This is a genomic window from Wolbachia endosymbiont (group A) of Volucella inflata (assembly GCF_947250665.1).
In the GTDB taxonomy this organism is placed as follows: Bacteria; Pseudomonadota; Alphaproteobacteria; order Rickettsiales; family Anaplasmataceae; genus Wolbachia; species Wolbachia pipientis.
On record NZ_OX366338.1, the window covers coordinates 15848 to 38571 of the forward strand.

A 22724-nucleotide genomic window follows, 5' to 3' on the forward strand; every position below is an offset into this window, starting at 1 on the left:
TTTTTTGTTAGCTAACGAGTTTTATATGTAAAATATATATAAAACCCAATGCTTATTGGAATAGTAAGCGTATACACTATACCTAAAATTGGTAGAGTCATCCAGGGCTTACTGATGAAAAATACAATAAATACTCCAAAAAATGACACAAATATATAGGATAGGCTTTTGGGAATATAAATATATTTTGCGGAGAAAGTTGGAATGTGACTTATCGAAAAAAATGAAATGGCCAAAAAGTAACAAGCTACGTTTCTTGTGTTAAAAAATCGCTCTATGAGAAGTAAGTATTCACTCTCATGAGATTGAAAGGTAATAATTATTGGTAACAAAGAAAGTAAAGCACACACTGGAGCTGGAACACCAGAAAAGAAAAATTTTTCCCAATGTGATTGTTCTGAGTGTAGCAAAACATTGAATCTTGCAAGTCTTATTGATATGCAGATTACGTATATCATTACTAAAATCCAACCTATGACTTTGATTTCGTTTAGCTTCCAAAAATACAAAAGAAATGCAGGCGCTGCACCAAAATTTAGAAAATCTGCAAAAGAATCAAGCTGGGCTCCAAAATCGCTAGTTGATTTTAGAATTCTAGCTATTCTGCCATCCATTCCATCTATTATTGCTGCAATGATGATAAAAATTACTGAGAATTCCCATTGTTCATTAAATGTAAATTTAAGTGAAGTGAGACCAGAACATAAACCCAATAAAGTTATAAAGTTTGGGAATAATTTAGTAATAGGTAAGAATCTACTGTTACTTCCATCGTTATTCATATAACGTCAAAAGTAAGCTTCTCTTGAACTTTTTCCTTATTTAAGTTTACTATAATTGTTTCACCACCAATAACAGTTTGCCCTTCTGAAACTCTTACTTCTATATCAGCAGGAACATAAATATTTACTCTACTGCCAAATCTTATAATTCCAAACCTTTCACCTGTTTTTACGTTCTGGGATACTCCTAAATTACAAACGATACGACGTGCAATTAATCCAGCTATTTGCTCCACAATAATTTCTTTTCCCTTTTCGTATTCAATCACAATAACCTGCTTTTCATTTTCATTACTAGACCTATTGCTCATTGCGGATACAAACTTGCCTTTTTTATAACTCATTTCCTTTATCGTACCAGATATTGGTATACGGTTCACATGGACGTTCAAAACACTTAAAAATATGCTAACAAGCGTAAACTTCTTCTCTTCTCCATTTTCTGCCGATAAAGGATAATTAACTTCTTCAATTTTTGAAATCACACCATCAGCAGGACTTAATATAAGATCCTTATTGTTTGGCACAGCTCTTGCTGGATCACGAAAGAAATAAGTACACAATAATGTCGGGAACAAGCACGTAACACCAAACCCCCAAGATATAGAGAATGCTATACACGTTACTATAAAGGAAACTACTATAAATGAGTAACCTTCCCTGTTTATATTAGGTAAACTAAAACACATAATCTTATTCACAATAACCTATTGTTAACAATTTATCATTTATAATTTCTCATGAAAAGCTTTTTTTAAGAGAGCTTATACTATAGTATTTTTCAAGTTCAATTTGTAATTTAGGATATTCTAGGTTTCAGCTACTTGGATGATACCTTGTCATTCCAGCACGTAAATCTTACTTAGCTAAAAAAGTACTTCCGCATACTAAAAATTTTAATTATAATGACAATTGAGATATTTCTCGAGCTCAAAATTTATCTTCGCCTGCAGGCTTTTCTATTAAAAATAATCAAATTTCAGTAAAAATGTAGCGTATCTTCTTCAGCGTACATGAATGTGCTTAATCTCTGTCGTATGTGTGTTGCATTTCTATTGACAGTAGAGATATTTCTCGAACTCAAAATTTATCTTCGCCTGCAGGCTTTTCTATTAAAAATAATCAAATTTCAGTAAAAAATGTAGCGTATCTTCTTCAGCCTGTATATATACATTTAATCTCTGCTAATGTGCGTTGCATTTCTATTGAATCTTTTTCATATAAGATCAATGTTGCAAAAAACCGCAACCGGAAAGGTTACAGTACCATATCAAGTGAATACTGGGAGGATATTAAGTTGAACATTTGCAAAAAATAGTGTATAATTATTAATGTTTTCTAGGCATTTTTGTTATGGGTGCGCCAAGTAAGCGTTTAGAATACAGTTGGTGAAAATCCAACTTAGGCAAAGTCTAGCCAACAGCCTAGAACAGACCATTATGCTGCGTGAGGTAACGAGCGTAGTAAAGCTAATGGAATGGACAATATAGGGTGCAATGAAAATGAAGGTATTGAGTCCCGAAATAAAAAATAAAGTGATGGAGGTCGACATTTTCCATAAAATGGAAGGCAGCATGGAGGGTAACAATAAGGCAAGTTATCACTCACTCTATCGGGATCGGAGGCCGTGTCATGTATTGAAATGGATTCTAAATGAACTTGGGAGATCCTTTGTATTCCTACTAAGGTACGCTGGAACAAGTCAACAAAGGTGAGGACTAACGGAAGATGCAAAGGAAGTCGGGCTGATTGATAGTACTCAGAGTGTGGGAAAGCCACATACAAGGGGAAGCGGTCAGCAATATAGCAACTGGAATAGGGATTGCAATACTGATACAACAGAGATTGGAGGAATATGCAAGAAAAACTAAACCAGATAGCGGTAAGAGCGAAGCAAGATAAGCGGGTAAAATTTACATCGCTAATACACCTTATCAATGAGGAGAATCTTGCAGAGTGTTATAAGGAACTAAAACGTAACAAAGCGTGCGGTGTAGACCAAGTGACAATGGAGGCGTATGGAGAAAACCTAGAAGAGAAACTTAAAACGCTAGTGGATAGTATGAAGAGAAAGCAATACCGACCGCAACCAGTGAAAAGGGTATACATACCCAAAACTGGAAGCAAGGAAAAGCGCAGCCTCGGAATACCATCAACAGAAGATAAGTTGGATGCTAAAGAAGATATTGGAAAATATTTATGAGGCAAACTTTCTGGACAATTCGTATGCTGGTAGAAGCTGTCATCAAGCGGTCAAAGCACTAGATAAAGCAGTGATGCACAAACCAATTAACTACATTGTAGAAGTGGATATCAAGAAGTTCTATGATAATATCCAACATAAATGGCTGATGAGATGCTTAAGGGAACGAATATCTGACCCAAATTTATTGTGGTTAGTGAAGCAATTTCTTAAGGCTGGAGTCATCGAAGCTGGACATTATGAAGCAACCACACAAGGAGCACCTCAGGGAGAGCCCTGTATTGGCTAATATATATTTACACTATGTACTAGATCTATGGTTTGAAAAGAAAGTAAAACCAGAATCTAGGGGATATATGGAGCTAGTTAGGTACGCAGATGACCTTCTGGTGTGCTGTGAAAGTGAGGAAGATGCCAAAGAATTTCTAGAATCACTAGGCTCTGTGGACAAAATTTTAGAGAAGCCATACAAGAGCTCCAACAAAATTGAGAAAACCCATAAAAACCTCAGCAGTTTTATCAAATCTGGAAAAAATGCGCCTAAAATTTTTAATTTTACCAAAAAAACACTCAATCAAATGACGTTCTTTGTAGATATGCTCATCGTAATACCTTTGCACTTTTCGATTCCGTTTTGGCGGAATAACTACTGTACATCCCTTGTCTTCAAGACTTGTAACAAAGGCATTGCTATCGTAGCCCTTGTCAGCTACTACAGTAGAGTTATAGATACTTTCGGTCAACACTTGTGCCTGCGTAATTTCATTTCTTTGACCAGGAGTCAGAGTAAATTTAAGTGGATTTCCAAGTGCATCGACAAGCGCATGTATTTTAGTTGTAAAGCCACCTTTGCTCCTCCCTAAAGCTTCTTGATCCTTGGAGTTTTTTGTATATCCAGATGAACATGGATGGGCTCGGATGATCGTACCGTCGATTATAGCAACTTCTAAATCAGGCTCTTGTTTAGTATATTCAAGCAATTTTTTCCAGACATCTCTTTCACACCATCTTTTAAATCGCTTATGTATACTCCTGTAATTACCATAAGTTTTTGGTAAAAGTCTCCATTGGCAACCACTTCGCACTATGTACCACACTGCCTCTATGAATATTCTCAAACGTTTTTCATCTTTGCTGTGCATTCCTTTTACGCTTTTTATGAACTCTAAAATTTGTTTCCAATTTTCCTCTTTGATGTAATATTGCATATGGTAGTTTCTCCATTTTTTACCTATTAGGCTAAACTACCATCTTTTTCTCTCTTTTCATATTTTTTGTCCACAGAGCCTAGCCAGAAAGATTAAAGAAATCAAAGAATGGTTGAAAACGGTTCGTAATTACATGTGTCTCAAAGACTGGTGGCAAATACTCAAAGCTAAACTAAGAGGACACTATAACTACTTCGGGATTAGCGGAAATTATCAATGGATAAATAAGTTTTATTGGTTAATAACAAAGCTAGCGTTTAAGTGGATAAACCGACGTAGTCAGAAAAAGAGCATGAATTGGAAACAATTTATGTATTACAAACAAATCAATCCACTACCAAAGCCAAAAATATGTTTTTCTTTATGTACATAGGAGGTATATCGTGAACGCTATTATTGTGGAGCCGTGTGCGGGAAAGCTGCAAGCACGGTTCTTTAGGGGAAGTTATGGAAGTAAGACTCAAGCGAGAGAATTAGGACTATGACTTCTACCAAACCTTTATCTAAGTTTCTCGATCCAAAAAACGATGTAGCCTTTTGCCGTATCTTTGGTACAGAAAAAAATAAAGACATTCTCATTCACTTTCTCAATGATATCTTGGGACTAACTGGCAAAGATGAAATAAAAGAAATAGAATTCCTCAGCACTATTCAAGATGCTGAAATTGCCTCTAAAAAACAAAGTATCGTTGATGTACTCTGCAGGGATGAAAATGGGGTGCAAGTAATAGTCGAAATGCAAGTTGCAAAAACTAAAGGCTTTGAAAAACGCGCTCAATACTATGCTGCTAAAGCTTATTCAAGACAGGCTAATAAAGGTGATCAATACGAAGACCTTAAAGAAATTATCTTTATTGCTATAGCAGATTGTATCTTATTTCCAAATAAGCCTGAGTATAAATCAAATCATACTATCCGAGATGAAGAAACTAATGAACATGATTTAAAAGACTTTTACTTCACATTTATTGAATTGCCAAAATTTCCAAAAACGAAGGAAGATCAATTAGAAAGTATAGTCGAAAAATGGATCTACTTTTTCAAATATGCAGAAGAAACCACTGAAAGGGAATTGGAAAGAATAATAGGAAGTGATGTAATAATCAAAAAAGCATATGAAGAGCTAAACAGATTCAATTGGTCAAAAAAAGAATTCATAGCCTATGAGCAAGAAATAAAGCGTATTCTTGATGAAAAGGCTGTCCTCGCTCAAAAGCTTGATGATGCTAGAGAGGAAGGAAAGATTGAAGTTGCAAAAAACTTACTTAAAGCTGGCGTATCTGTTGACTTAGTTGACTTAATAGCTGAATCTACTGATCTTCAAATTGATGAGATTGAAAAACTAAGGTCAACGCCACCAAAAAATCTTAGGAAAACTTGCAAAAAACACTCTGACTAATTTATATTGGCAGACCTACGGAAGCATTGCACAAGATAGTGTTATTACTCTACAGAGAAGATTATTATAAAGCTGATTCTAATAATGACTTAGAGGTTCTATGCCTAGAATTCCAGATGCTTGACTTTTATTTTTAAGCTAAAAATCATCTGGCGCCTATGGTTTTTATTTTTTCAGAATTTTATAGCTAACGGAAGAGGGTTGTATTTTTTCGTTAAAATTCTTGCATTTTATCCCAATGCTAATTTTACCATCCAAATAGCCCCTTTCCTGTTATCCAGGTAACTAACATTGGAGCCCAGAAAACTTTATCTATATATCATTTATTTTTGAAAATACTATGTTATAACTTAAATTAGAAAACTGATTCTTCTAAAAGTTGCTCACTATCCTCGTCTATTATGATAGAATTATCATGATTTCTGAGTAAATCTCTGATTTTCGTTTCTATTTCATTTGCGACTTCTTTGTTTGTTTTTAGGTAAGTTTTTACATTCTCTCTTCCTTGTCCAAGACGTGTGTTGTTATATGAATAGTAAGCGCCTGCTTTTTCAAGCACACCAAGCTTTGCTCCCATATCTATTATTTCTCCGAGTTTTGATATACCTTCATTGTACATTATATCAAATTTCGCTTCTCTAAATGGAGGAGCAACTTTATTTTTTACAACTTTAACTCTTGTTTCATTGCCTGTAATATTTTCTTTGTCTTTTATTACACCAATTTTTCTTATATCAAGCCTTACAGAAGTATAGAATTTTAATGCATTTCCACCCGTGGTAGTTTCAGGATTTCCATACACTACTCCTATTTTCATACGAATTTGATTAATAAATATCAATATACAGTTCGCTTTTGAAACGGCAGAGGTTAGCTTTCGTAGCCCGTGACTTAGAAGCCTTGCTTGCAGCCCCATATGTTGATCACCCATATCACCTTCAATTTCAGCTCTTGGAGTTAACGCTGCAACAGAGTCAATAACTATCACGTCAACCGCGCCAGAACACACTAAATACTCAACAATATGCAACGCCTGCTCTCCAGTGTCTGGTTGTGAAATCACTAAATCATCAGTGCTTACCCCAAGTTTACGAGCATATAAGACATCCAATGCATGTTCTGCATCGATAAATGCGCATGATCCTCCTTTTTTTTGTGCTTCAGCAATCACGTGCAAGGCAAGAGTGGTTTTACCAGAACTCTCGGGACCAAATATTTCAATTATACGCCCTTTTGGCATACCTCCAATACCTAGAGCCGAATCAAGCGCAATTGATCCTGTGGATATTGTGTCTATTTTCTCTACAGGGTTTTGCTTCAACTTCATTATTGCACCTTTACCGAATGCTTTTTCAATCTGGCTTATTGCGTTATCTAGCGCTTTTTGTTTATCACTATTTCTTTCTTCTGGGTTACTTGCCATAGATCATTTATTAATTTGTATAATTCTCTATGATAATCGAACGCGAATAACCTGCCAAGGTTTTTCTAGTATTTATGTATTATTTCAATGAAAAATATTAACGTTTTCATAGAGCAGATATTTGTTTGCCTTCGTTAGTAACACACTATACTTTAGTGTACGAACGTTGCAATTTGCAGCATAGCAGGTGGTGTCATCCAAGTAGCCAACACTGAAATGACTAAATTCGAAATGGCTACATGAATTTATTGTAAATTACTACCGTATAAGGTGCGATGCAACACAGCCATTCCAGTGTCAGCTACTTGAATGACACCTCTTGGATGGGTCAGCTACTCAGATCTGCCATGAAAACTGCAACCCTAAATGTTGGAGCACTGTCGTACACTAAGCGCTGTAATGACAATTTTGGTTGCTTCATACAGTACTATAAAGTTATTTCCCCATCGGTCAGTTAATGCTCACATATCATTAAAGTTAGTATTCTCCATACTCAAATCTCTCGCTAGAAATAATGAGCCACAGATTAGTATGGTTTTGACGTTTTGGATAGAGGCTTTTAATATGTGATTTGATATTGCATCGCCAATTGATTCACATTCAACTGCTTTTATTCCTATGTTATTGGCTTTTTCCCTAATCAAATTTGTATTTGTTGCTTTAGGTTCAGACTTAACACAAACCGCACATAGTAGTTTGATATATGGTTTTAAGTGTTCTAAGAACTCTTCTACATTTCTGTTACGAGTAACACCAAAAATTATATAGACACCTTCAGCAAAGTTATCTCTTACCCACTGAGATAGTACTCTAGCACCATCATTATTGTGTGCACCATCTAAAAATAATTGCCAATCTTTCGGTAGTAGGGAAATTAAATTACCTTCTTTTATAGACTCTAGCCGTGCAGGCCAATAAGTGCACTGTAAACCTGAAGTGATATCCTCTTCTCCAATATCAAATTCATACTTTCCACTTAAAATACTACATGCTGCAATAGCATTGCCTGCATTAATCACCTGATGATCACCCTTTAAAGACGGCAAAGGAAATTCTATTGATTGAATAGCTGATTGAAAAACCATTTTGTTGTTCTTTTTTTTGCAATTCCATTCAAGGCCTCCTCTATACAGAGGAGATTTCTTATTTATTGCATGGAATTCTAGTGTATTCATTATAGACTTTTTTTGTGGTGCTATTACACAAGGAATATTAGGTTTCATTATTCCAGCCTTTTCACCTGCTATGGTTTCTACAGTAGGGCCAAGATATTCTGTATGATCAAGGGCAATGGAAGTAATGATTGTTAAAATCGGACTATCTATAACATTTGTTGCATCAAGCCTTCCACCCATACCCACTTCAACTAAAGTTATATCGGCTTTATGACGAGAAAAAGCTAAAAAAGCTGCAATAGTTGCAGCTTCAAACAGAGTGATAGGTTGTTCTGCAATTACGGCACGGCATTCTTCTAACAAGCTATATAATTCATTATCGTCGATATAACTGCCTGCAATAACTATTCTTTCATTAAAATTCACCAAATGTGGAGAAGTGTATGCGTGTACCTTATACCCTGCTGCTTGCATTATATATCTTATAAATGCTAGTGTTGAGCCTTTCCCATTAGTTCCAGCTATATGAATTGCGGGAGGCATTTTTTTCTCGGGGTTATCTAGTTTGCTAAGAAAGCCTTTTATGCGATCAAGAGAAAAATCATTCGGCCTGCTACCAAGTGGCTTAGGCCAATGAGGCATATATATCATAGATTGTTGTTACATTTTAATTCATCTATCACACTTGCTATGCCATGTGTGTCGATTTTTTCACTAAATTGAGAACGTTGATTAATAGCAATACTTATTCCACTCATTACAACATCACTTATCAAGAAAGAACTGTTATTTTTAGTAACTTTAAAATCAATATTTGTAAATTCTTCATCACCGTAAGAAAATCTTGTACCAATTAAGCAAGTTTCATCGTCAACTGCTTTTGTACTCATTATGATCATTTCACTATCATGCATGTATTTATATAAAATTTTAACGCACGAACGCGTAAGATACACTTCATACTCTCTTAAAAAATCTTCTTTTTCTTTTTGTTTAACTAAAGCCCAATGTTTCCCTATAACGAATTGCGATATTCCTTTGAGGTTAACATTATTCTGAATGACCTCCTGAAGCTTTTCGTGTACATGCTCTAGGTTTTTTCTATTTCCTTTTGTAGATATACCATCCACTTGTTGCTTCATAGTATGCACAAAAATTTTGTGATCTGTACAATTAGTATAAGCACTTGAAGAAATTACAATAAAAACAATAATGATTAAAACTTTAGTAATGTTCATAAGATAAACTATAATACTTAAAATGCAAAATTTAATAAAGATTAAATAATAATCCCTGACTTTAATATACCTATAGACATGCCCTGTGTAAATCATCTATAATTCAAGTAGGGGTCTGTGCTATGCGTTATGAGTTAAGTTAAATTTCCCGAGCGATAATTTCTAGAGAAGGGAATTGCCTCTGCTGGTTTCGTGGAAACTAATATGCAATGCCCACCTTAACTTCAGGTCTCAGGAATCTACTAAGGCTGACGGTAGATACGGATCCTTTTTTGATTGGTACTAAATTTATGCTTCATCAATGCAGAGAACAAGGTACCTTCCTATGTTCGCCTAATGAAGTATTCAAAATTGTAATTGATGTTGAAAGGTATCCTGATTTTGTTCCTTGGTGCAAAGCCGTTTATATAAAAGAAAAAATTAACAACCAAATGGTTGTGGATCTCCTCGCAGCTTTTCATGGAATTAAAGGAAGGTACACATCAGAAGTTACTTCTCTTTCTCCAAGTGGAACAAATGAAAGTTGGATAAAAGCTGTATCATCAAATGGAATATTTAAACATCTATACAATGAATGGCAATTCATTCCCATAGATGAAAATAAAACCATGGTAAAGTTTTATATAGAGTTTAAGTTTAAGTCCAACTCATTTTCCACTTTATTAAACTCAGTATATAAATATACACAAAGTAAAATAATTGCTGCATTTAAAGATAGGGCTGAAAGCCTTGCTAAACAAAAGTTATCTTGACATTATTAATATAAATATGTAATTTTTTTAGTAAGTTGAGTGTTTGTATTGTAATGATTTTTAGACTATTGTTTTTACTAATTCTTATGAGTGTTGATTCTTATGCAGTTGTTAACCAACATATTCAAAAAGAAACTAATGAAATAACATCAAAAGAGTTACTATCACTATTACCTGATGATAAATTATTAGGAGATCCAAAAGCACCAATTCTAATGATAGAATATGCTTCATTAACTTGCTATCACTGCTCTCTTTTTCATAAGAATGTTTTTCCTAAAATTAAAGAGAAATATATAGATACAGGTAAGATGTTATATATATTTCGTCATTTTCCTTTGGATTACAGAGGGCTAAAGGCTGCAATGCTAAGTCATTGCTACGAAAAACAAGAAGACTACTTTAATTTTAACAAAGCTGTTTTTAACTCAATAGATTCGTGGAATTACTCCAATTTGAGTGATTTGACTTTACTACAAAGAATTGCTGCACTAAGCAACTTAAAGCAAGATGCATTTAACCAATGCATTAATGATAAGAAAATAATGGATAAAATCGTAAATGATAAATCACTGGCAATTAATAAACTTGGTATCACAGCCACTCCAATATTTTTCATCAAGCTTAACGATGATAAATCATATATAGAGCATAATAAAGTTAAACATGGAGGGTATAAAGAGCTGAAATACTTCACTAATGTGATAGATAAATTATATGGAAAAGCTATAGTGAAGTAATACCACTGTAGCTTACCATATAAAAGACTCTATGCTGAGTCATTGTTTTTCACTACTGTTTGTTGTTTTTTACGCTCAAACTCTCTTTTTTTACTGTGCCAAGTGTAGTAATACATAGCGATTTTATTCTCTATTAATACTATTGTCCCATCATAAAACTGAACCATATCCATAACTTTTCTCTGAGCTTCATCAAAACGTTCTTTATACTTTTCACGATAAGCTGGATTATGTAGTAACATAACCCCTTCATTCTTGTTAGATTTTTTGTTTAACGTTTCAACTTCACCAGCAATAGTATAAGACATATAACCCCCTCTAATTGATTATAAAAATTATATTTTAAAAAGAGAAATGCGCATAAACAATCCCTTTAATTCTAGCATAATAATCGACTGTTTATTATACTAGTTAACTATAGTACGATATATAATAATTTTTGTCACTTAAAATTTTATACTATGAAATAATAACTTAAAATAAATGTTTTTATTATTTTAAACTATATTATTATATTTATAAATTGTGTATGAATTAAGTCTCCCTAATTTATAATATATGCGTAATAATTTTAGTATAAAATTGTCATACATAAGAAATCTATTTGCAAAAGAATATAAAAAAATAGAAGAATATTGTATTCTTGAAAAAAAGCAACATATTCAAATTGGCCCTGAAGAAGGAAAGCTATTAAGTTTATTTATAAAAATCCAAAAAATCAAAAGTATTGTTGAGATTGGCACGTTATACGGTTACTCGTCGATTTGCATGGCAAAAGCTCTACTAAAAGACGGTCATATATATACAATAGAAAATAATCCTCAACACTCAAGAATAGCAAAAAAAAATTTTAGTGCTTTTAATCTAAGTGATAAAATTACTCTAATAGAAGGCGATGCACTGGAAAAAATTAATGAATTATCAGCAAAAGCACCATTTGACATGATATTTATTGATGCTGACAAAAGTAGTTATCCTAAGTATTTAGATTGGGCAGAGTCATACATTAAACAAGATGGGCTAATCGTTGCAGATAACACTCTACTGTTTAACACAGTATTTTTAGAATCGCCTCCAAAAGAAGTATCAGAAAAATCATGGCATGCCATGAGGGAGTTTAATAATAGATTATCAGATGAAAAAAAATATTTCTCTATATTGATTCCAACTGATGAAGGAATGACTGTAGCTTTAAAGCTAACATAAGTTAAAAATCAAGGTCAGCATAATGTTTAGGAGGGATTAAACCAGAAATCCTCTCTAATAATATCTCACGAAAACAAGGCTTTGATTTAACAATGGAGTACCATTCTTTTAAAATTTTACTTTTTTCCCATGGAAAACTACTTACATAATCCATTACGGAAATATGCGATGCTAAAGTAATATCAGCTAAAGTGAACTTATCAGTTGCAAGCCAAACGTTCTTGTTAATTAAGTGTTCGATGTATTCCATATGGCAAGGCAGGTTATGCTGAGCTGCATGAAGAAATCTAGAGTCAGGGCTGCGGTTAGTAATTACTTTTTCATTCATAATATACTTAGTAACTTCATTGTAAAATTTGTTATCGAACCAATTGATTAGAGCGCGTATTTTAGACTTAATAATAGTGGATGAACCAAGTAATTTGACGTCGCTATTGTAAGTCTCTTCTATATATTCACAAATGGCATTACTATCCGCTATTACAAAGTTATTATCTATTAACACTGGTACTTGCCCGGTTGGATTGATCTCCATAAATTCATTCCGCTTTTCCCACGGATTTTCATACACTAGATCACAGCCTAATTTTTTTTCTTTTAGAAAAGCTCTAACTTTTCGTGAAAATGGACAAAGAGGAAAATGATATAAAATCATAATGTTCCTCTTTTGTTATACCAATATCCTTTTTTTGTTACTCTATGGCTTGACCTACAACTGTACGAACTTTCTTTGTAGTCCACAGAAGTTTGCGTAGCAGGTAGTGTCATGCAAGTAGCTGACACTGGAATCCAGTTCTTGTTATACAATTGCCTAGTGCGCTCATTTACAGTTAAGTTTTCTGGATCCAAGTAGTCAAGCACTGGGATGACATCCTTTTCGGTAAAAATTGCTCTTATATCACAACATTCATACAGCTGTATGTCTAGGCACTGGGATGACATAAATAAGCGCTGAAATGACATAAATAAACATTGGAGTGACAATCTTGTAGTGACTTGCATGACAACTAACTTTTTGTTTACTTCAAAATAGCACTGTAAAAAATTTAACATATCAAATTATAGAGCTAATATAGGATATTGTAAGTTAAAAACGTGATATAAAAGAGATAAGAGAGAAAGATAACCCTGCTCACTAGGCTCTGTGGACAAAAAATATGAAAAGAGAGAAAAAGATGGTAGTTTAGCCTAATAGGTAAAAAATGGAGAAACTACCATATGCAATATTACATCAAAGAGGAAAATTGGAAACAAATTTTAGAGTTCATAAAAAGCGTAAAAGGAATGCACAGCAAAGATGAAAAACGTTTAAGAATATTCATAGAGGCAGTGTGGTACATAGTGCGAAGTGGTTGCCAATGGAGACTTTTACCAAAAACTTATGGTAATTACAGGAGTATACATAAGCGATTTAAAAGATGGTGTGAAAGAGATGTCTGGAAAAAATTGCTTGAATATACTAAACAAGAGCCTGATTTAGAAGTTGCTATAATCGACGGTACGATCATCCGAGGCCATCCATGTTCATCTGGATATACAAAAAACTCCAAGGATCAAGAAGCTTTAGGGAGGAGCAAAGGTGGCTTTACAACTAAAATACATGCGCTTGTCGATGCACTTGGAAATCCACTTAAATTTACTCTGACTCCTGGTCAAAGAAATGAAATTACGCAGGCACAAGTGTTGACCGAAAGTATCTATAACTCTACTGTAGTAGCTGACAAGGGCTACGATAGCAAAATGCCTTTGTTACAAGTCTTGAAGACAAGGGATGTACAGTAGTTATTCCGCCAAAACGGAATCGAAAAGTGCAAAGGTATTACGATGAGCATATCTACAAAGAACGTCATTTGATTGAGTGTTTTTTTGGTAAAATTAAAAATTTTAGGCGCATTTTTTCCAGATTTGATAAAACTGCTGAGGTTTTTATGGGTTTTCTCAATTTTGTTGGAGCTCTTGTATGGCTTCTCTAAAATTTTGTCCACAGAGCCTAGGAATAGGGCTATCACGGGCGTGCGCGACCGAAAGGAAATTGGTATTACAACCGTTGGTATCAAGGTACGCTAGCCCTATCTCTCGATACGTTTGAATAGTTGCTTGGGACATATATATGCACCCGTTTACAATCTTAAATTAACTAAAACTATCGAGGTTTATTATGGTTACATCTTATCAAAATTTTATTGGCATTGACATCGGAAAATTTAAAAATGTCGTTGCAATTCACAAACAGAAGAATGCTGTCGAATTTGATAATAATGCTTCTGGTTGGCAACAATTATTTCAAGAGTTTTCAGATATTCTACCTAATGCTTTAGTGACTTTAGAAAATACAGGGAAATATGAGCTTGGCTTATCACATTTTCTTACCGACAAAAATATTGCCGTGCATCGAGCTAATACTCGTAAAGTAAAAAGCTTTATTTTATCTCACGGAACTTTAGCAAAGTCTGATAGATCAGATGCAAGAGCTCTTGCTCAATATGGATTTGAACGCCATAGAACTATCTCTCTATTTGTACCTACCTCTACAGAACAATCAACTTTGGCTGCACTTTGTCAACGTCGTGATGATATTACGCAAATGAGAACTCAAGAAAAATGCAGACTTGAAGCACCGGAAAATGATCATATAAAAGAAAGCTGTCAAAAGACCATTGAGTTTTTCGATAGTCAAATAAACGAACTCAATGATACTATACAAAAGATTATTGATGAAAGCCGCGAATTACAACAACGCCAAAAAATTCTTAAAACAGTTCCTGGAATAGGTAAAAAGTTATCACAAGATTTTTTGTGTTTAATGCCAGAGCTTGGTTACTTAAACAGAAAAGAAGTAGCAAGTCTTGCCGGAGTTGCACCGCATCCAAAAGAAAGTGGTAAAGCTGTTGGTTACCGAAGGATTACAGGTGGTAGAAGTAACGTTCGTTCAAAGCTCTTTACAGCCGCTATGGCTGCTACAAGGTCAAAATCTATACTTGGCGCCTTTTATTCTAAGCTTGTTGAAAGTGGTAAGAAGAAGATGGTGGCTATAACAGCCCTAATGCTTAAAATTATAGTAATTGCTAATACAAGACTTAAAGAAGCAATTAATTTGCATACTTAAAAATCTTCACAACGGTAACTGAAATCGGCTAATGAATATGTGCGTCCACACAGACTTAAAGCACATATTCATTAGCTTAAGCAGAAATTGCTGTGGTAGCTGTTTGATATAAAATTCTATTTCTATGACAAACGGGTTTTTATTGCCCATATAATTTGCAAAATTACACAAATAAAAAAATTTTTAAAAAACATAGTTGATACCTTGCTAAATAAAAAAAAAAGTATAATATTTTATAAGGTATGCAGGCAAAAACTCTGTAATTTGGTCAGATCAGAAATGAAGCAGCCATATCAGAACCTTTTTGGGTTGCATACCTATTTCATTATTTGTTTTATCCGAGGCTATGAATATAGCATTAAAACATCGTCCTAGTAGCTTCAAAGATCTAGTAGGTCAAGATATATTAGTGCGTGTATTAGAAAATGCTTTTATTTTAAACAAAATCCCACAATCTATACTGCTCTCTGGTAGTAGTGGAGTTGGTAAAACCACCACTGCAAGGATAATAGCTTTATGTTTGAATTGTTCCCTGGGGCCAATTTTTGAACCTTGTGGATCATGTGAAAATTGTCTAGCAATAAAAAATTCAAGCCATCCAGATGTAATTGAAATCGATGCGGCAAGTCACACTAGCATTGACGATATTAAAGTAATCCTGGGAGATATTTGCTATTCACCTATAAGCTCTAAATTCAAAGTCTACATTATAGATGAAGTACATATGTTATCCAGCAGTGCATTTAACGCATTACTTAAAACCCTAGAAGAGCCACCATCTAGTGTAAAGTTCATTTTAGCAACTACGGAAATAAAAAAAATACCAATAACTATTATTGCACGTTGTCAAAGATTTGATTTACACAACATTCCTGTAGCTAAAATAGTGGAACGTTTAAATGATGTTGCACAAAAAGAGAGTTATTCCATTGAAAAGGGAGCATTAGAATTAATTGCACGACATTCTGGAAATTCAATGCGTAACGCCTTGTTTTTGATGAATCAAGCAGTGCTATATAGCAAAGATGGTGCAATATCCACTAAAAATGTGACAGACATACTTGGCCTAGTGGATAAAGATATTATATTCGATCTATTAGGAGCAATATTAGATGGTGATTTACAGAAAGCTCTATCAGTGTTTGACAAGGCGATAAAAACAGCAAACCCACTTAGTATTTTTGAAGGTCTATTGCAAACAATTCAGTTAATATGCCGTTTTTTAATTACGAAAGAGATTGATAGTGCAGTTACAGAGCATGAAAAGAATAGGATAAAAGATTTAAGTATAAAGAGATCTTTAATATTTTTTTCGAGATTGTGGAAGATGTTGCTTAAAGGTATTCAAGATATAAAAACTTCAACATGCAACGATGTTGCTGCTGAAATGATGTTAATTAGCCTCTGTTATCTTTCTGATCTGCCTTCTCCGGAACAGGTGGTCAAAAAAATTCTTTCGCAGAATGCACAGCCGGAAAATACGCGTAATGTAAGAAATGAACAGCAACAAAATTATGATTTTGACAAAGTTTTGCAACTATTAAGGCGGAGTAACCAAATTTATCTTTACAAACAACTGTGTAATAATCTACAATTAATAAATTGTAAACCTGGATATTTAAAATTAAAAGCTGTATCTAAGTTGGATAGTAATTTTTGCAATGATTTAAAAAATTACTTAAACCAGGTGACTCAGCAAGAGTGGGTTATTACAGTTGATACGGGTTATATAAACAGGGAAGTGGGTAATTTAAATTATGCACCTGCAGTCAAGGATATACTTGACACGTTTAAAGGTGCAAAAGTAGTTAATATAGAAAATAAGGAGTAAGTTGTGGATTTTAGTCAAATAATGAAACAAGCGCAAGAGATGCAAAAAAAGCTTGCAGAAGCTCAAGAAAAATATGTTGGGAAAGAGTTTCAAGGTATTTCTGGTGGTGGCAAAGTTTCTGTATTAGTGGAAGTCATAAAAATAGGTAGCTATAAAGCTAAAAAGGTGAACATAGACTTAGAACTTATGAGAAATGAGGAAAAAGATATAGTAGAGGATTTAGTAACAGCAGCGTTTAATGATGCCGTTAAAAAAGCAGAAGAAGATATGGCAAATGCAACTTCTGATCTTGCAGGTATGATGGGTTTACCACCTGGGTTTAAACTTCCTTTTTGAATTTACTACTGAAGTTTCTTTTAGTGTAAGTATTTTTTTTCTAATATTTCCAACGCTAGTACTTCTTCATATAATGCACCTATGGCTAGCACAGCCCTACGTCATACCGTGATTCATTCCATAGCTGTACGAACATTCATTTTTGAAAGTAAATTGCACAGCAAATGGTGTCATCCCAGTGCCCAGACACTGGGATCCAGGAAAAAGAATGGTGTCATCCGAGTAGCTGACACTGGGATCCAGAAGACTTAATTTCAACCAAGTGGCTGCATAATAAAGACTAGATTCCAGTGTCAAGCACTGGAATGACATGGTGAGGCATCATCCTGCTGCTCCTTTCTTGTCATCCCGCGCGGAATAATTAACCGTCATACCGCGGTTCATTCGCGGTATAGATTCCGCTAATAAGTAGCGGAATGAAGAATTTTTGTTTTTCAAATTGTAGGTAAACCTAAGCCACTTTAGCTATAGATCCCGCTAACAAGCAGCGAGATGACGAGGTCTTTCGATAGTAAATCTTACCTGTGTTAGCTATACCAAAAAATCAAAAGTCGTATTTATTCATTAATAAAATCTTTGTCTTCTCCTAAAAATTAGTTAAAGTGTAAAATATTTTGTGTTATTAAGTTAGCACTTGACTTAACTTTAGTTGTTACTTAGACTGCTAAAGTGGAATTTTAATTTTTTTACGAGGACAATTATGCATTATAAAAAGTTTTTTTCAGCAGCCGCTTTAGCAACGTTGCTAAGTTTATCAAACTCTGCTTTTTCAGATCCTGTTGGTCCAATAAGTGATGAAGAAACTAGCTACTACGTTCGTTTGCAATACAACGGTGAAATTTTACCTCTTTTCACAAAAATTGATGGTATTACAAATGCAACAGGCAAAGAAAAGGATAGTCCCTTAAAAGCATCTTTTATAGCTGGCGGTGGTGCGTTTGGTTATAAAATGGACGACATCAGGGTTGACGTTGAAGGACTTTACTCATGGTTGAATAAAGATGCAACTATAATAAATACGTCTGAGACAAATGTTGCAGACAGTTTAACAGCATTTTCAGGGTTAGTTAACGTTTATTACGATATAGCAATTGAAGATATGCCTATTACTCCGTATGTTGGTGTTGGTGCTGGTGCAGCATATATCAGCAATCCTTCAAAGGTTGATGCAGTTAAGGATCAAAGGGGATTCGGTTTTGCTTATCAAGCAAAAGCTGGTGTTAGCTATGATGTAACTCCAGAAATCAAGCTTTATGCTGGAGCTCGTTATTTCGGTTCTTATGGTGCTAACTTTGATAAGGCAGCTAAAGACGATGCTGCAATCAAAGTTCTTTACAGCACTGTTGGTGCAGAAGCTGGAGTAGCGTTTAATTTCTAGTCTATCTTCAGTCTTGTTATCCCAGTGGGTTTTTTCTTGTCATTCAAGTAGCATGACACTGGGATCTAGAAAAAAAGAAATGTGGATTCCAGTGTCAAGGCACTGGAATAACACTATTTGCTATGTGTTTAAGCTATAACGTTTACCATTGTACTGGTAGAATATCATCTAAAGTTACATAATGTTATCCAATTAGCTAACACTGCGGCCTACTGTCTCCAAAAAATTAGATGGAAAGTTTGTACTTTTTTCAAATCAAAGCTTGAATTTTTGCTGGAAAATCAATATATTATATGCATGAAGTTTTAATTTAAGTTGTTATGTTGACCTCAATGGCAAACTTATGTGTCGATAGCAGAACCAATCTCATGCAATATATTGCTAGGGTGCAAAAATTTCCTATGCTGTCTCAAGAGGAAGAGGTACGATTAGCAAAAAATTGGAACCAATATAAGGATGTTTCTTCTGCTCATAAATTGATTACCAGCCATTTGAATTTGGTAGTGAAAATTGCAATGAAATTCAAAAATTATGGACTATTGTTGATGGACCTGGTCATGGAAGGAAATATGGGTTTAATGCATGCAGTGAAAAAGTTTAATCCTGATTTAGGGTTTCGTTTTTCAACTTATGCGGTGTGGTGGATTGAAGCTTCAATAAAAGACTTTATATTGAAATCTTGGTCGTTTGTGAAAATAGGCACAACGCAAGCACAAAGAAGATTGTTTTTTAGTTTACGTAAAATAAAAAAAAGAATTTTACAGTATACAAACAGGGAAACATTAAATAATGAAGAAATAAAAGCAATATCTAATGAGCTTTCTGTATCCGAAGGAGACGTTCTGCAGATGAATTACCGTATGGCTTGTAAGGATCAGTCGCTAAACGATTGCATAAAAATAGGTGATGACTCTAAAAGGGAGCTACAAGATATGATCCCATGTAACTTGGTTAGTCAAGAAGTAACCTATCAGAATCATGAAGAAAAAGAATTAAAAGAAACAATTTTAAACAATGCACTAGCGAGCCTCAACGAAAGGGCAAGAGACATTTTTATCAGTAGATATTTGTCTGAAAACATTCAAACTCTGGATGAACTTAGTAAAAAATATTGTGTTTCAAGAGAAAGAATAAGGCAGTTGGCTGAGCAGGCGATGGCTAAGGTAAAACAATATATACAATCTGAAAGTTTGAAATTTGGTTTGCATGCGTAGTTTTTTTATATTTCTAATATTTTTTTCGATAGGCGCTTTTGCATCGGTTAGTGATGTACAATTGAAGGAAAAATATAAAGATTGGCTCGTGTATACTGCATTGGAAGATGGAGAGAAAGTATGTTATATTGTATCCTATCCTAAAAAAAAAAGCGAATATTATACAACCAATCGCAAGCCGTATGTAATGGTTAGTTATGTTGATAAAAAAGCAGATGAGGTAAGCGTTACCTCTGGTTTTCAGTATGATAAGGAGCCTGTAGCTCTCAATATCGACAAAAAAATTAAATATACACTGCCCATAATACAGGGAAGTTTTGCGTGGGCAGAGCATACAAAAATAGATCAAGATCTCATTCTAAAAATGAAGCAGGGATTATCAATGGTAGTTAATGGAAAAACAAAAACAGTGACCATTGATGATACTTATTCCCTACTTGGTTTTCAAAAAGCGTATCAAAAAATGCATGATTTATGCCATACAAAGTAAATTATTGTAACAGAATAGGTAATTTTCCAGTTATAGTATAAAACAGACTGCCCTTTCGATAAATAGCACTTTACTTTATATGGGATGTGGATATCATTTAAAATATATTTTTGAGAGTTAGCAATGTCAGAGGTTGCAGGTGTAGATACAGAAATCAAAAAGCAAAATTCTGTGTGCGAGCAGATGCGTTTTAGCGTGAGCCGCACAAGTCTTTTAAATACATTATCCAGAGTAAGTGGAGTGGTTGAAAGGCGTAATGCAATAGATGTTTTGGCGTGTATAAATATCAAAGCACAACACGGCAGCATAAAATTAATGGCAACTGATCTTGACATTTCAATATTTGCCTCACTTGCTGCAACCGTATTAACAGAAGGAGAAGTAAAAATTTCAGCGCATACTTTACATGACATAGTGAAGAAGTTACCCGCTGATTTGGATGTCAATTTTGAAGTAAACAACCAAGGAAAATTATTGATGTCTTGCGGAAATGCAAACTTTTCTTTACCGAATGTAGTTTCAAGCAGCTTTCCTGCTCTTGAAGAAGACAATTATAAACATGATTTTACTCTACTAAATACAGACCTGATAGACTTATTAACTAAAACAAAATTTGCTGTATCACTAGATGATACAAGGTATAATTTAAATGGAATATATCTACATACAGATGAGCAATTTCTGTACTGCGTTGCAACTGATGGCCATCGTTTATCATGTATAAAGAGGCCAAAGCCTGGGAACATCAATGGCGAATTTGGTGTGATCATTCCACGTAAAACTGTTATGGAGCTGTTAAAAATATTGGACGATTGTAATGAAATTAAAGTAAAACTCTCAGACAGAAAAATCAAGTTTACATGCGGTGAATATATTCTAATATCAAAATTAATAGATGGAACTTTTCCAAATTATAAAGCAGTTATTCCAGCATCTCAAGATAAGCATATGATTATTGAAAGTAAAAAACTTTCAGACGTTATAGATCGAGTTTCCGTTGTTGTATCTGATAAAGTAAAATCTATTAAATTCTTACTACAAGAAAAGCTGCTAACTCTGCATTCAAACTCCCAAGAGTGCAGTGATGCAACTGAATCCATAGAAGTGGACTACAATGAAGCCCCTATAGAAATAGGGTTCAACTCGCGTTATTTACTTGATGTTCTATCCTGCATAAAAAATAAATGTAAGTTTAGCTTAGCCGATGGTAATAGTGCTACAATTATCACTGATGAAGACGATTCAAGTGCATTATATGTAGTAATGCCAATGAGAACTTAAACTCGTCATCTCGCTGCTTGTTAGCGGAATCTGGAGATACCGTGGCGGTATGGCACTTATTTCACTAGGTGTATGGTCCCAGAGTGTGATGGTGTGGATTTAGTATAAATAATTCTGGAGACTGTGTCCACTGATAACATATAAATTCATAAGGAGTAAGACCCTTAAGAGTTTTGAGTCTCTTTGCATAATTATAAGCCATAACAAAGTTATAAAGGTGTTCTTTAAGTTGCTGGTGCGATTGATAGTAATACTTCTTAACTGTAGCATCCTTTAAAGTTTTATTCATACGCTCGACTTGCCCATTCGTCCAAGGATGGCTAACTTTTGTCAAACGATGTTCAATAACATTCTCTTCGCAAACTCTATCAAATATATGTTGGAAAGCATACTTATGACGCTTCTGGTTTGTAAATTGTATACCGTTATCTGTCAAAATAGTATGGATTTTATACGGTAAAATTCTAATCAAATTACGTAAGAACTCAGCAGCTATGGGTTTTGTAGCACTGTTACGCAACTCAACATAGGTAAATTTGGATGTCCTATCAATAGCAACAAACAAATGTAATTTGCCCTCCTCAGTTCTAACTTCAGCAATATCAATATGAAAGTAACCGATAGGATATTGTTTGAATTTCTTTTTTGACTTAACTTCTCCATCAACAGTTGGTAATCTGCTAATGTTGTGTCTTTGTAAACAACGATGCAAGCTAGAGCGAGTCAAATGCGGAATTGTAGACTGCAGAGCGTAAAGGCAATCATCTAGTGGCAGTAGTGTATACTTGCGAAATGTAACTATTATAGCTTCCTCTTCTAGCGTTAAAACAGTCGATCTTGGACGCTTTGGACCCATATCAGCATCTTTCGTAAATGAACGTTTTCTCCACTTAATAATAGTTTTTGGATTAAGGTTATAATGCTTGGAGAGTTTTGCTATGCTCTCTTTTCTATTTTGTATTGCTCTACGAATCGTCTGTGTTGTTTTGGCGCACCCATGTAATATTTGTCCCATAACTCCT

26 protein-coding genes, 2 other RNA genes and 1 pseudogene are annotated in these 22724 nt (G+C 34.3%); 19 read left to right on the plus strand and 10 right to left on the minus strand.

Annotated elements, in window-relative coordinates:
• Positions 1-11: 11 nt before the first annotated feature.
• Together OOK85_RS00075 and OOK85_RS00080 are read right to left on the minus strand one after the other, a co-directional pair.
• The gene (locus tag OOK85_RS00075; RefSeq protein ID WP_264703237.1) at positions 12-782 is read right to left on the minus strand and encodes a CDP-alcohol phosphatidyltransferase family protein; all 771 of its coding nucleotides are present in this window, start codon (positions 780-782) and stop codon (positions 12-14) included.
• Complete coding sequence (locus OOK85_RS00080; RefSeq protein ID WP_264339026.1) at positions 779-1471, minus strand: phosphatidylserine decarboxylase; 693 nt, start codon at positions 1469-1471, stop codon at positions 779-781. The genes OOK85_RS00075 and OOK85_RS00080 overlap by 4 nt, the downstream gene beginning before the upstream one ends.
• A gap of 1166 nt (positions 1472-2637) precedes the next feature.
• Here OOK85_RS00080 and OOK85_RS00085 point away from each other — a divergent pair.
• Together OOK85_RS00085 and OOK85_RS00090 are read left to right on the plus strand one after the other, a co-directional pair.
• Positions 2638-2985 carry a reverse transcriptase family protein gene (locus OOK85_RS00085; protein WP_264703239.1) on the plus strand — a complete coding sequence of 116 codons (348 nt, stop codon included), beginning with the start codon at positions 2638-2640 and terminating at the stop codon, positions 2983-2985.
• On the plus strand, positions 2969-3274 hold the full coding sequence (locus OOK85_RS00090) for a reverse transcriptase/maturase family protein (RefSeq protein ID WP_264703241.1): 306 nt from the start codon (positions 2969-2971) through the stop codon (positions 3272-3274). Before OOK85_RS00085 ends, OOK85_RS00090 begins: the two co-directional genes overlap by 17 nt.
• A 166-nt stretch (positions 3275-3440) precedes the next feature.
• Here OOK85_RS00090 and OOK85_RS00095 read toward each other — a convergent pair whose 3' ends face one another.
• Complete coding sequence (locus OOK85_RS00095) at positions 3441-4193, minus strand: IS5 family transposase (protein ID WP_264702259.1); 753 nt, start codon at positions 4191-4193, stop codon at positions 3441-3443.
• A gap of 481 nt (positions 4194-4674) precedes the next feature.
• Between OOK85_RS00095 and OOK85_RS00100 the strand changes: the two genes are divergently transcribed.
• Positions 4675-5592, plus strand: coding sequence for an Rpn family recombination-promoting nuclease/putative transposase (locus tag OOK85_RS00100; RefSeq protein WP_264703243.1), 918 nt, complete (start codon positions 4675-4677; stop codon positions 5590-5592).
• A gap of 355 nt (positions 5593-5947) precedes the next feature.
• On the opposite strand, the gene recA is transcribed toward OOK85_RS00100, so the two are convergent.
• The 3 genes from recA to OOK85_RS00115 all read right to left on the minus strand — a co-directional run bounded on the left by recA (position 5948) and on the right by OOK85_RS00115 (position 9368).
• The gene (gene recA / locus OOK85_RS00105; RefSeq protein ID WP_264703245.1) at positions 5948-7015 is read right to left on the minus strand and encodes a recombinase RecA; all 1068 of its coding nucleotides are present in this window, start codon (positions 7013-7015) and stop codon (positions 5948-5950) included.
• A 461-nt stretch (positions 7016-7476) separates the two neighbouring features.
• Positions 7477-8781 carry a bifunctional folylpolyglutamate synthase/dihydrofolate synthase gene (locus tag OOK85_RS00110; RefSeq protein ID WP_264703247.1) on the minus strand — a complete coding sequence of 435 codons (1305 nt, stop codon included), beginning with the start codon at positions 8779-8781 and terminating at the stop codon, positions 7477-7479.
• Entirely contained in the window at positions 8778-9368 is a 591-nt protein-coding gene (locus tag OOK85_RS00115; protein WP_264703249.1) for an MlaC/ttg2D family ABC transporter substrate-binding protein, read from the minus strand. Before OOK85_RS00115 ends, OOK85_RS00110 begins: the two co-directional genes overlap by 4 nt.
• Before the next feature lie 109 nt (positions 9369-9477).
• On the opposite strand from OOK85_RS00115, the gene ssrS reads away from it, so the two are divergent.
• From ssrS to OOK85_RS00130, 3 genes are all read left to right on the plus strand, one after another.
• Positions 9478-9639, plus strand: a non-coding RNA gene (gene ssrS / locus OOK85_RS00120) — 6S RNA.
• Positions 9640-9658: 19 nt separating this feature from the next.
• Positions 9659-10120: a type II toxin-antitoxin system RatA family toxin gene (locus OOK85_RS00125; RefSeq protein ID WP_458694282.1), complete on the plus strand. Its 462-nt coding sequence runs from the start codon at positions 9659-9661 to the stop codon at positions 10118-10120.
• Between the two features lie 53 nt (positions 10121-10173).
• Positions 10174-10860 (plus strand): DsbA family protein, encoded by a 687-nt coding sequence (locus OOK85_RS00130; RefSeq protein ID WP_264703252.1) that lies wholly within the window; start codon positions 10174-10176, stop codon positions 10858-10860.
• Between the two features lie 29 nt (positions 10861-10889).
• On the opposite strand, the gene OOK85_RS00135 is transcribed toward OOK85_RS00130, so the two are convergent.
• A complete protein-coding gene (locus tag OOK85_RS00135) occupies positions 10890-11168 on the minus strand; it encodes a DUF2671 domain-containing protein (protein ID WP_006279425.1) in 279 nt (92 codons plus the stop codon).
• Between the two features lie 250 nt (positions 11169-11418).
• Between OOK85_RS00135 and OOK85_RS00140 the strand changes: the two genes are divergently transcribed.
• Entirely contained in the window at positions 11419-12066 is a 648-nt protein-coding gene (locus tag OOK85_RS00140; protein ID WP_010081993.1) for an O-methyltransferase, read from the plus strand.
• A 1-nt stretch (position 12067) separates the two neighbouring features.
• Here the strand turns inward: OOK85_RS00140 and OOK85_RS00145 are convergent, their stop codons facing one another.
• Together OOK85_RS00145 and OOK85_RS07740 are read right to left on the minus strand one after the other, a co-directional pair.
• Complete coding sequence (locus tag OOK85_RS00145; RefSeq protein ID WP_065094500.1) at positions 12068-12721, minus strand: glutathione S-transferase family protein; 654 nt, start codon at positions 12719-12721, stop codon at positions 12068-12070.
• A 107-nt stretch (positions 12722-12828) separates the two neighbouring features.
• Positions 12829-12945, minus strand: a pseudogene (locus OOK85_RS07740) (WPE palindromic element domain-containing protein); the annotation flags it as partial.
• Between the two features lie 339 nt (positions 12946-13284).
• Here OOK85_RS07740 and OOK85_RS00155 point away from each other — a divergent pair.
• The 12 genes from OOK85_RS00155 to dnaN all read left to right on the plus strand — a co-directional run bounded on the left by OOK85_RS00155 (position 13285) and on the right by dnaN (position 21702).
• Positions 13285-13848, plus strand: a complete 564-nt coding sequence (locus OOK85_RS00155; RefSeq protein ID WP_406719965.1) for an IS5 family transposase — start codon at positions 13285-13287, stop codon at positions 13846-13848.
• Between the two features lie 26 nt (positions 13849-13874).
• Positions 13875-14039, plus strand: a complete 165-nt coding sequence (locus tag OOK85_RS07745; RefSeq protein WP_406719964.1) for a hypothetical protein — start codon at positions 13875-13877, stop codon at positions 14037-14039.
• The gene (locus OOK85_RS00160; protein WP_264703257.1) at positions 14027-14155 is read left to right on the plus strand and encodes a hypothetical protein; all 129 of its coding nucleotides are present in this window, start codon (positions 14027-14029) and stop codon (positions 14153-14155) included. The genes OOK85_RS07745 and OOK85_RS00160 overlap by 13 nt, the downstream gene beginning before the upstream one ends.
• A 69-nt stretch (positions 14156-14224) precedes the next feature.
• The gene (locus OOK85_RS00165; protein ID WP_264702207.1) at positions 14225-15172 is read left to right on the plus strand and encodes an IS110 family RNA-guided transposase; all 948 of its coding nucleotides are present in this window, start codon (positions 14225-14227) and stop codon (positions 15170-15172) included.
• Positions 15173-15403: 231 nt separating this feature from the next.
• Positions 15404-15503, plus strand: an RNA gene (gene ffs / locus OOK85_RS00170) — signal recognition particle sRNA small type.
• Between the two features lie 15 nt (positions 15504-15518).
• Positions 15519-17003, plus strand: a complete 1485-nt coding sequence (dnaX, locus tag OOK85_RS00175) for a DNA polymerase III subunit gamma/tau (protein ID WP_264703259.1) — start codon at positions 15519-15521, stop codon at positions 17001-17003.
• Positions 17004-17024: 21 nt separating this feature from the next.
• On the plus strand, positions 17025-17339 hold the full coding sequence (locus tag OOK85_RS00180) for a YbaB/EbfC family nucleoid-associated protein (protein WP_064125278.1): 315 nt from the start codon (positions 17025-17027) through the stop codon (positions 17337-17339).
• Positions 17340-17420: 81 nt separating this feature from the next.
• Positions 17421-17591, plus strand: coding sequence for a hypothetical protein (locus tag OOK85_RS00185; protein ID WP_264703265.1), 171 nt, complete (start codon positions 17421-17423; stop codon positions 17589-17591).
• A 448-nt stretch (positions 17592-18039) separates the two neighbouring features.
• The gene (locus OOK85_RS00190; protein ID WP_264703267.1) at positions 18040-18717 is read left to right on the plus strand and encodes a P44/Msp2 family outer membrane protein; all 678 of its coding nucleotides are present in this window, start codon (positions 18040-18042) and stop codon (positions 18715-18717) included.
• Positions 18718-19037: 320 nt separating this feature from the next.
• Positions 19038-19931 carry an RNA polymerase factor sigma-32 gene (locus OOK85_RS00195; protein ID WP_010963019.1) on the plus strand — a complete coding sequence of 298 codons (894 nt, stop codon included), beginning with the start codon at positions 19038-19040 and terminating at the stop codon, positions 19929-19931.
• Entirely contained in the window at positions 19924-20421 is a 498-nt protein-coding gene (locus OOK85_RS00200; RefSeq protein WP_006279310.1) for an invasion associated locus B family protein, read from the plus strand. Before OOK85_RS00195 ends, OOK85_RS00200 begins: the two co-directional genes overlap by 8 nt.
• Positions 20422-20544: 123 nt before the next feature.
• On the plus strand, positions 20545-21702 hold the full coding sequence (gene dnaN / locus OOK85_RS00205; RefSeq protein WP_264703275.1) for a DNA polymerase III subunit beta: 1158 nt from the start codon (positions 20545-20547) through the stop codon (positions 21700-21702).
• Positions 21703-21766: 64 nt separating this feature from the next.
• Here the strand turns inward: dnaN and OOK85_RS00210 are convergent, their stop codons facing one another.
• Positions 21767-22717, minus strand: a complete 951-nt coding sequence (locus OOK85_RS00210) for an IS481 family transposase (RefSeq protein WP_264702189.1) — start codon at positions 22715-22717, stop codon at positions 21767-21769.
• Positions 22718-22724 lie beyond the last annotated feature (7 nt).

Excerpts from the sequence above, each read along its gene's own strand:
- OOK85_RS00110 (WP_264703247.1), bottom strand. The coding sequence starts at position 8,781 with ATGATATATATGCCTCATTGGCCTAAGCCACTTGGTAGCAGGCCGAAT.
- OOK85_RS00140 (WP_010081993.1), top strand. The coding sequence starts at position 11,419 with ATGCGTAATAATTTTAGTATAAAATTGTCATACATAAGAAATCTATTT.
- OOK85_RS00085 (WP_264703239.1), top strand. The coding sequence starts at position 2,638 with ATGCAAGAAAAACTAAACCAGATAGCGGTAAGAGCGAAGCAAGATAAG.
- recA (WP_264703245.1), bottom strand. The coding sequence starts at position 7,015 with ATGGCAAGTAACCCAGAAGAAAGAAATAGTGATAAACAAAAAGCGCTA.
- dnaX (WP_264703259.1), top strand. The coding sequence starts at position 15,519 with ATGAATATAGCATTAAAACATCGTCCTAGTAGCTTCAAAGATCTAGTA.
- OOK85_RS00130 (WP_264703252.1), top strand. The coding sequence starts at position 10,174 with ATGATTTTTAGACTATTGTTTTTACTAATTCTTATGAGTGTTGATTCT.
- OOK85_RS00210 (WP_264702189.1), bottom strand. The coding sequence starts at position 22,717 with ATGGGACAAATATTACATGGGTGCGCCAAAACAACACAGACGATTCGT.
- OOK85_RS00125 (WP_458694282.1), top strand. The coding sequence starts at position 9,659 with ATGCTTCATCAATGCAGAGAACAAGGTACCTTCCTATGTTCGCCTAAT.
- OOK85_RS00165 (WP_264702207.1), top strand. The coding sequence starts at position 14,225 with ATGGTTACATCTTATCAAAATTTTATTGGCATTGACATCGGAAAATTT.
- OOK85_RS00160 (WP_264703257.1), top strand. The coding sequence starts at position 14,027 with ATGGCTTCTCTAAAATTTTGTCCACAGAGCCTAGGAATAGGGCTATCA.
- OOK85_RS00080 (WP_264339026.1), bottom strand. The coding sequence starts at position 1,471 with ATGTGTTTTAGTTTACCTAATATAAACAGGGAAGGTTACTCATTTATA.
- OOK85_RS00135 (WP_006279425.1), bottom strand. The coding sequence starts at position 11,168 with ATGTCTTATACTATTGCTGGTGAAGTTGAAACGTTAAACAAAAAATCT.
- OOK85_RS00180 (WP_064125278.1), top strand. The coding sequence starts at position 17,025 with ATGAAACAAGCGCAAGAGATGCAAAAAAAGCTTGCAGAAGCTCAAGAA.
- OOK85_RS00185 (WP_264703265.1), top strand. The coding sequence starts at position 17,421 with ATGGCTAGCACAGCCCTACGTCATACCGTGATTCATTCCATAGCTGTA.
- dnaN (WP_264703275.1), top strand. The coding sequence starts at position 20,545 with ATGTCAGAGGTTGCAGGTGTAGATACAGAAATCAAAAAGCAAAATTCT.
- OOK85_RS00200 (WP_006279310.1), top strand. The coding sequence starts at position 19,924 with ATGCGTAGTTTTTTTATATTTCTAATATTTTTTTCGATAGGCGCTTTT.
- OOK85_RS00190 (WP_264703267.1), top strand. The coding sequence starts at position 18,040 with ATGCATTATAAAAAGTTTTTTTCAGCAGCCGCTTTAGCAACGTTGCTA.
- OOK85_RS00145 (WP_065094500.1), bottom strand. The coding sequence starts at position 12,721 with ATGATTTTATATCATTTTCCTCTTTGTCCATTTTCACGAAAAGTTAGA.
- OOK85_RS00095 (WP_264702259.1), bottom strand. The coding sequence starts at position 4,193 with ATGCAATATTACATCAAAGAGGAAAATTGGAAACAAATTTTAGAGTTC.
- OOK85_RS00100 (WP_264703243.1), top strand. The coding sequence starts at position 4,675 with ATGACTTCTACCAAACCTTTATCTAAGTTTCTCGATCCAAAAAACGAT.
- OOK85_RS00115 (WP_264703249.1), bottom strand. The coding sequence starts at position 9,368 with ATGAACATTACTAAAGTTTTAATCATTATTGTTTTTATTGTAATTTCT.
- OOK85_RS00155 (WP_406719965.1), top strand. The coding sequence starts at position 13,285 with ATGCAATATTACATCAAAGAGGAAAATTGGAAACAAATTTTAGAGTTC.
- OOK85_RS00195 (WP_010963019.1), top strand. The coding sequence starts at position 19,038 with ATGTTGACCTCAATGGCAAACTTATGTGTCGATAGCAGAACCAATCTC.
- OOK85_RS00075 (WP_264703237.1), bottom strand. The coding sequence starts at position 782 with ATGAATAACGATGGAAGTAACAGTAGATTCTTACCTATTACTAAATTA.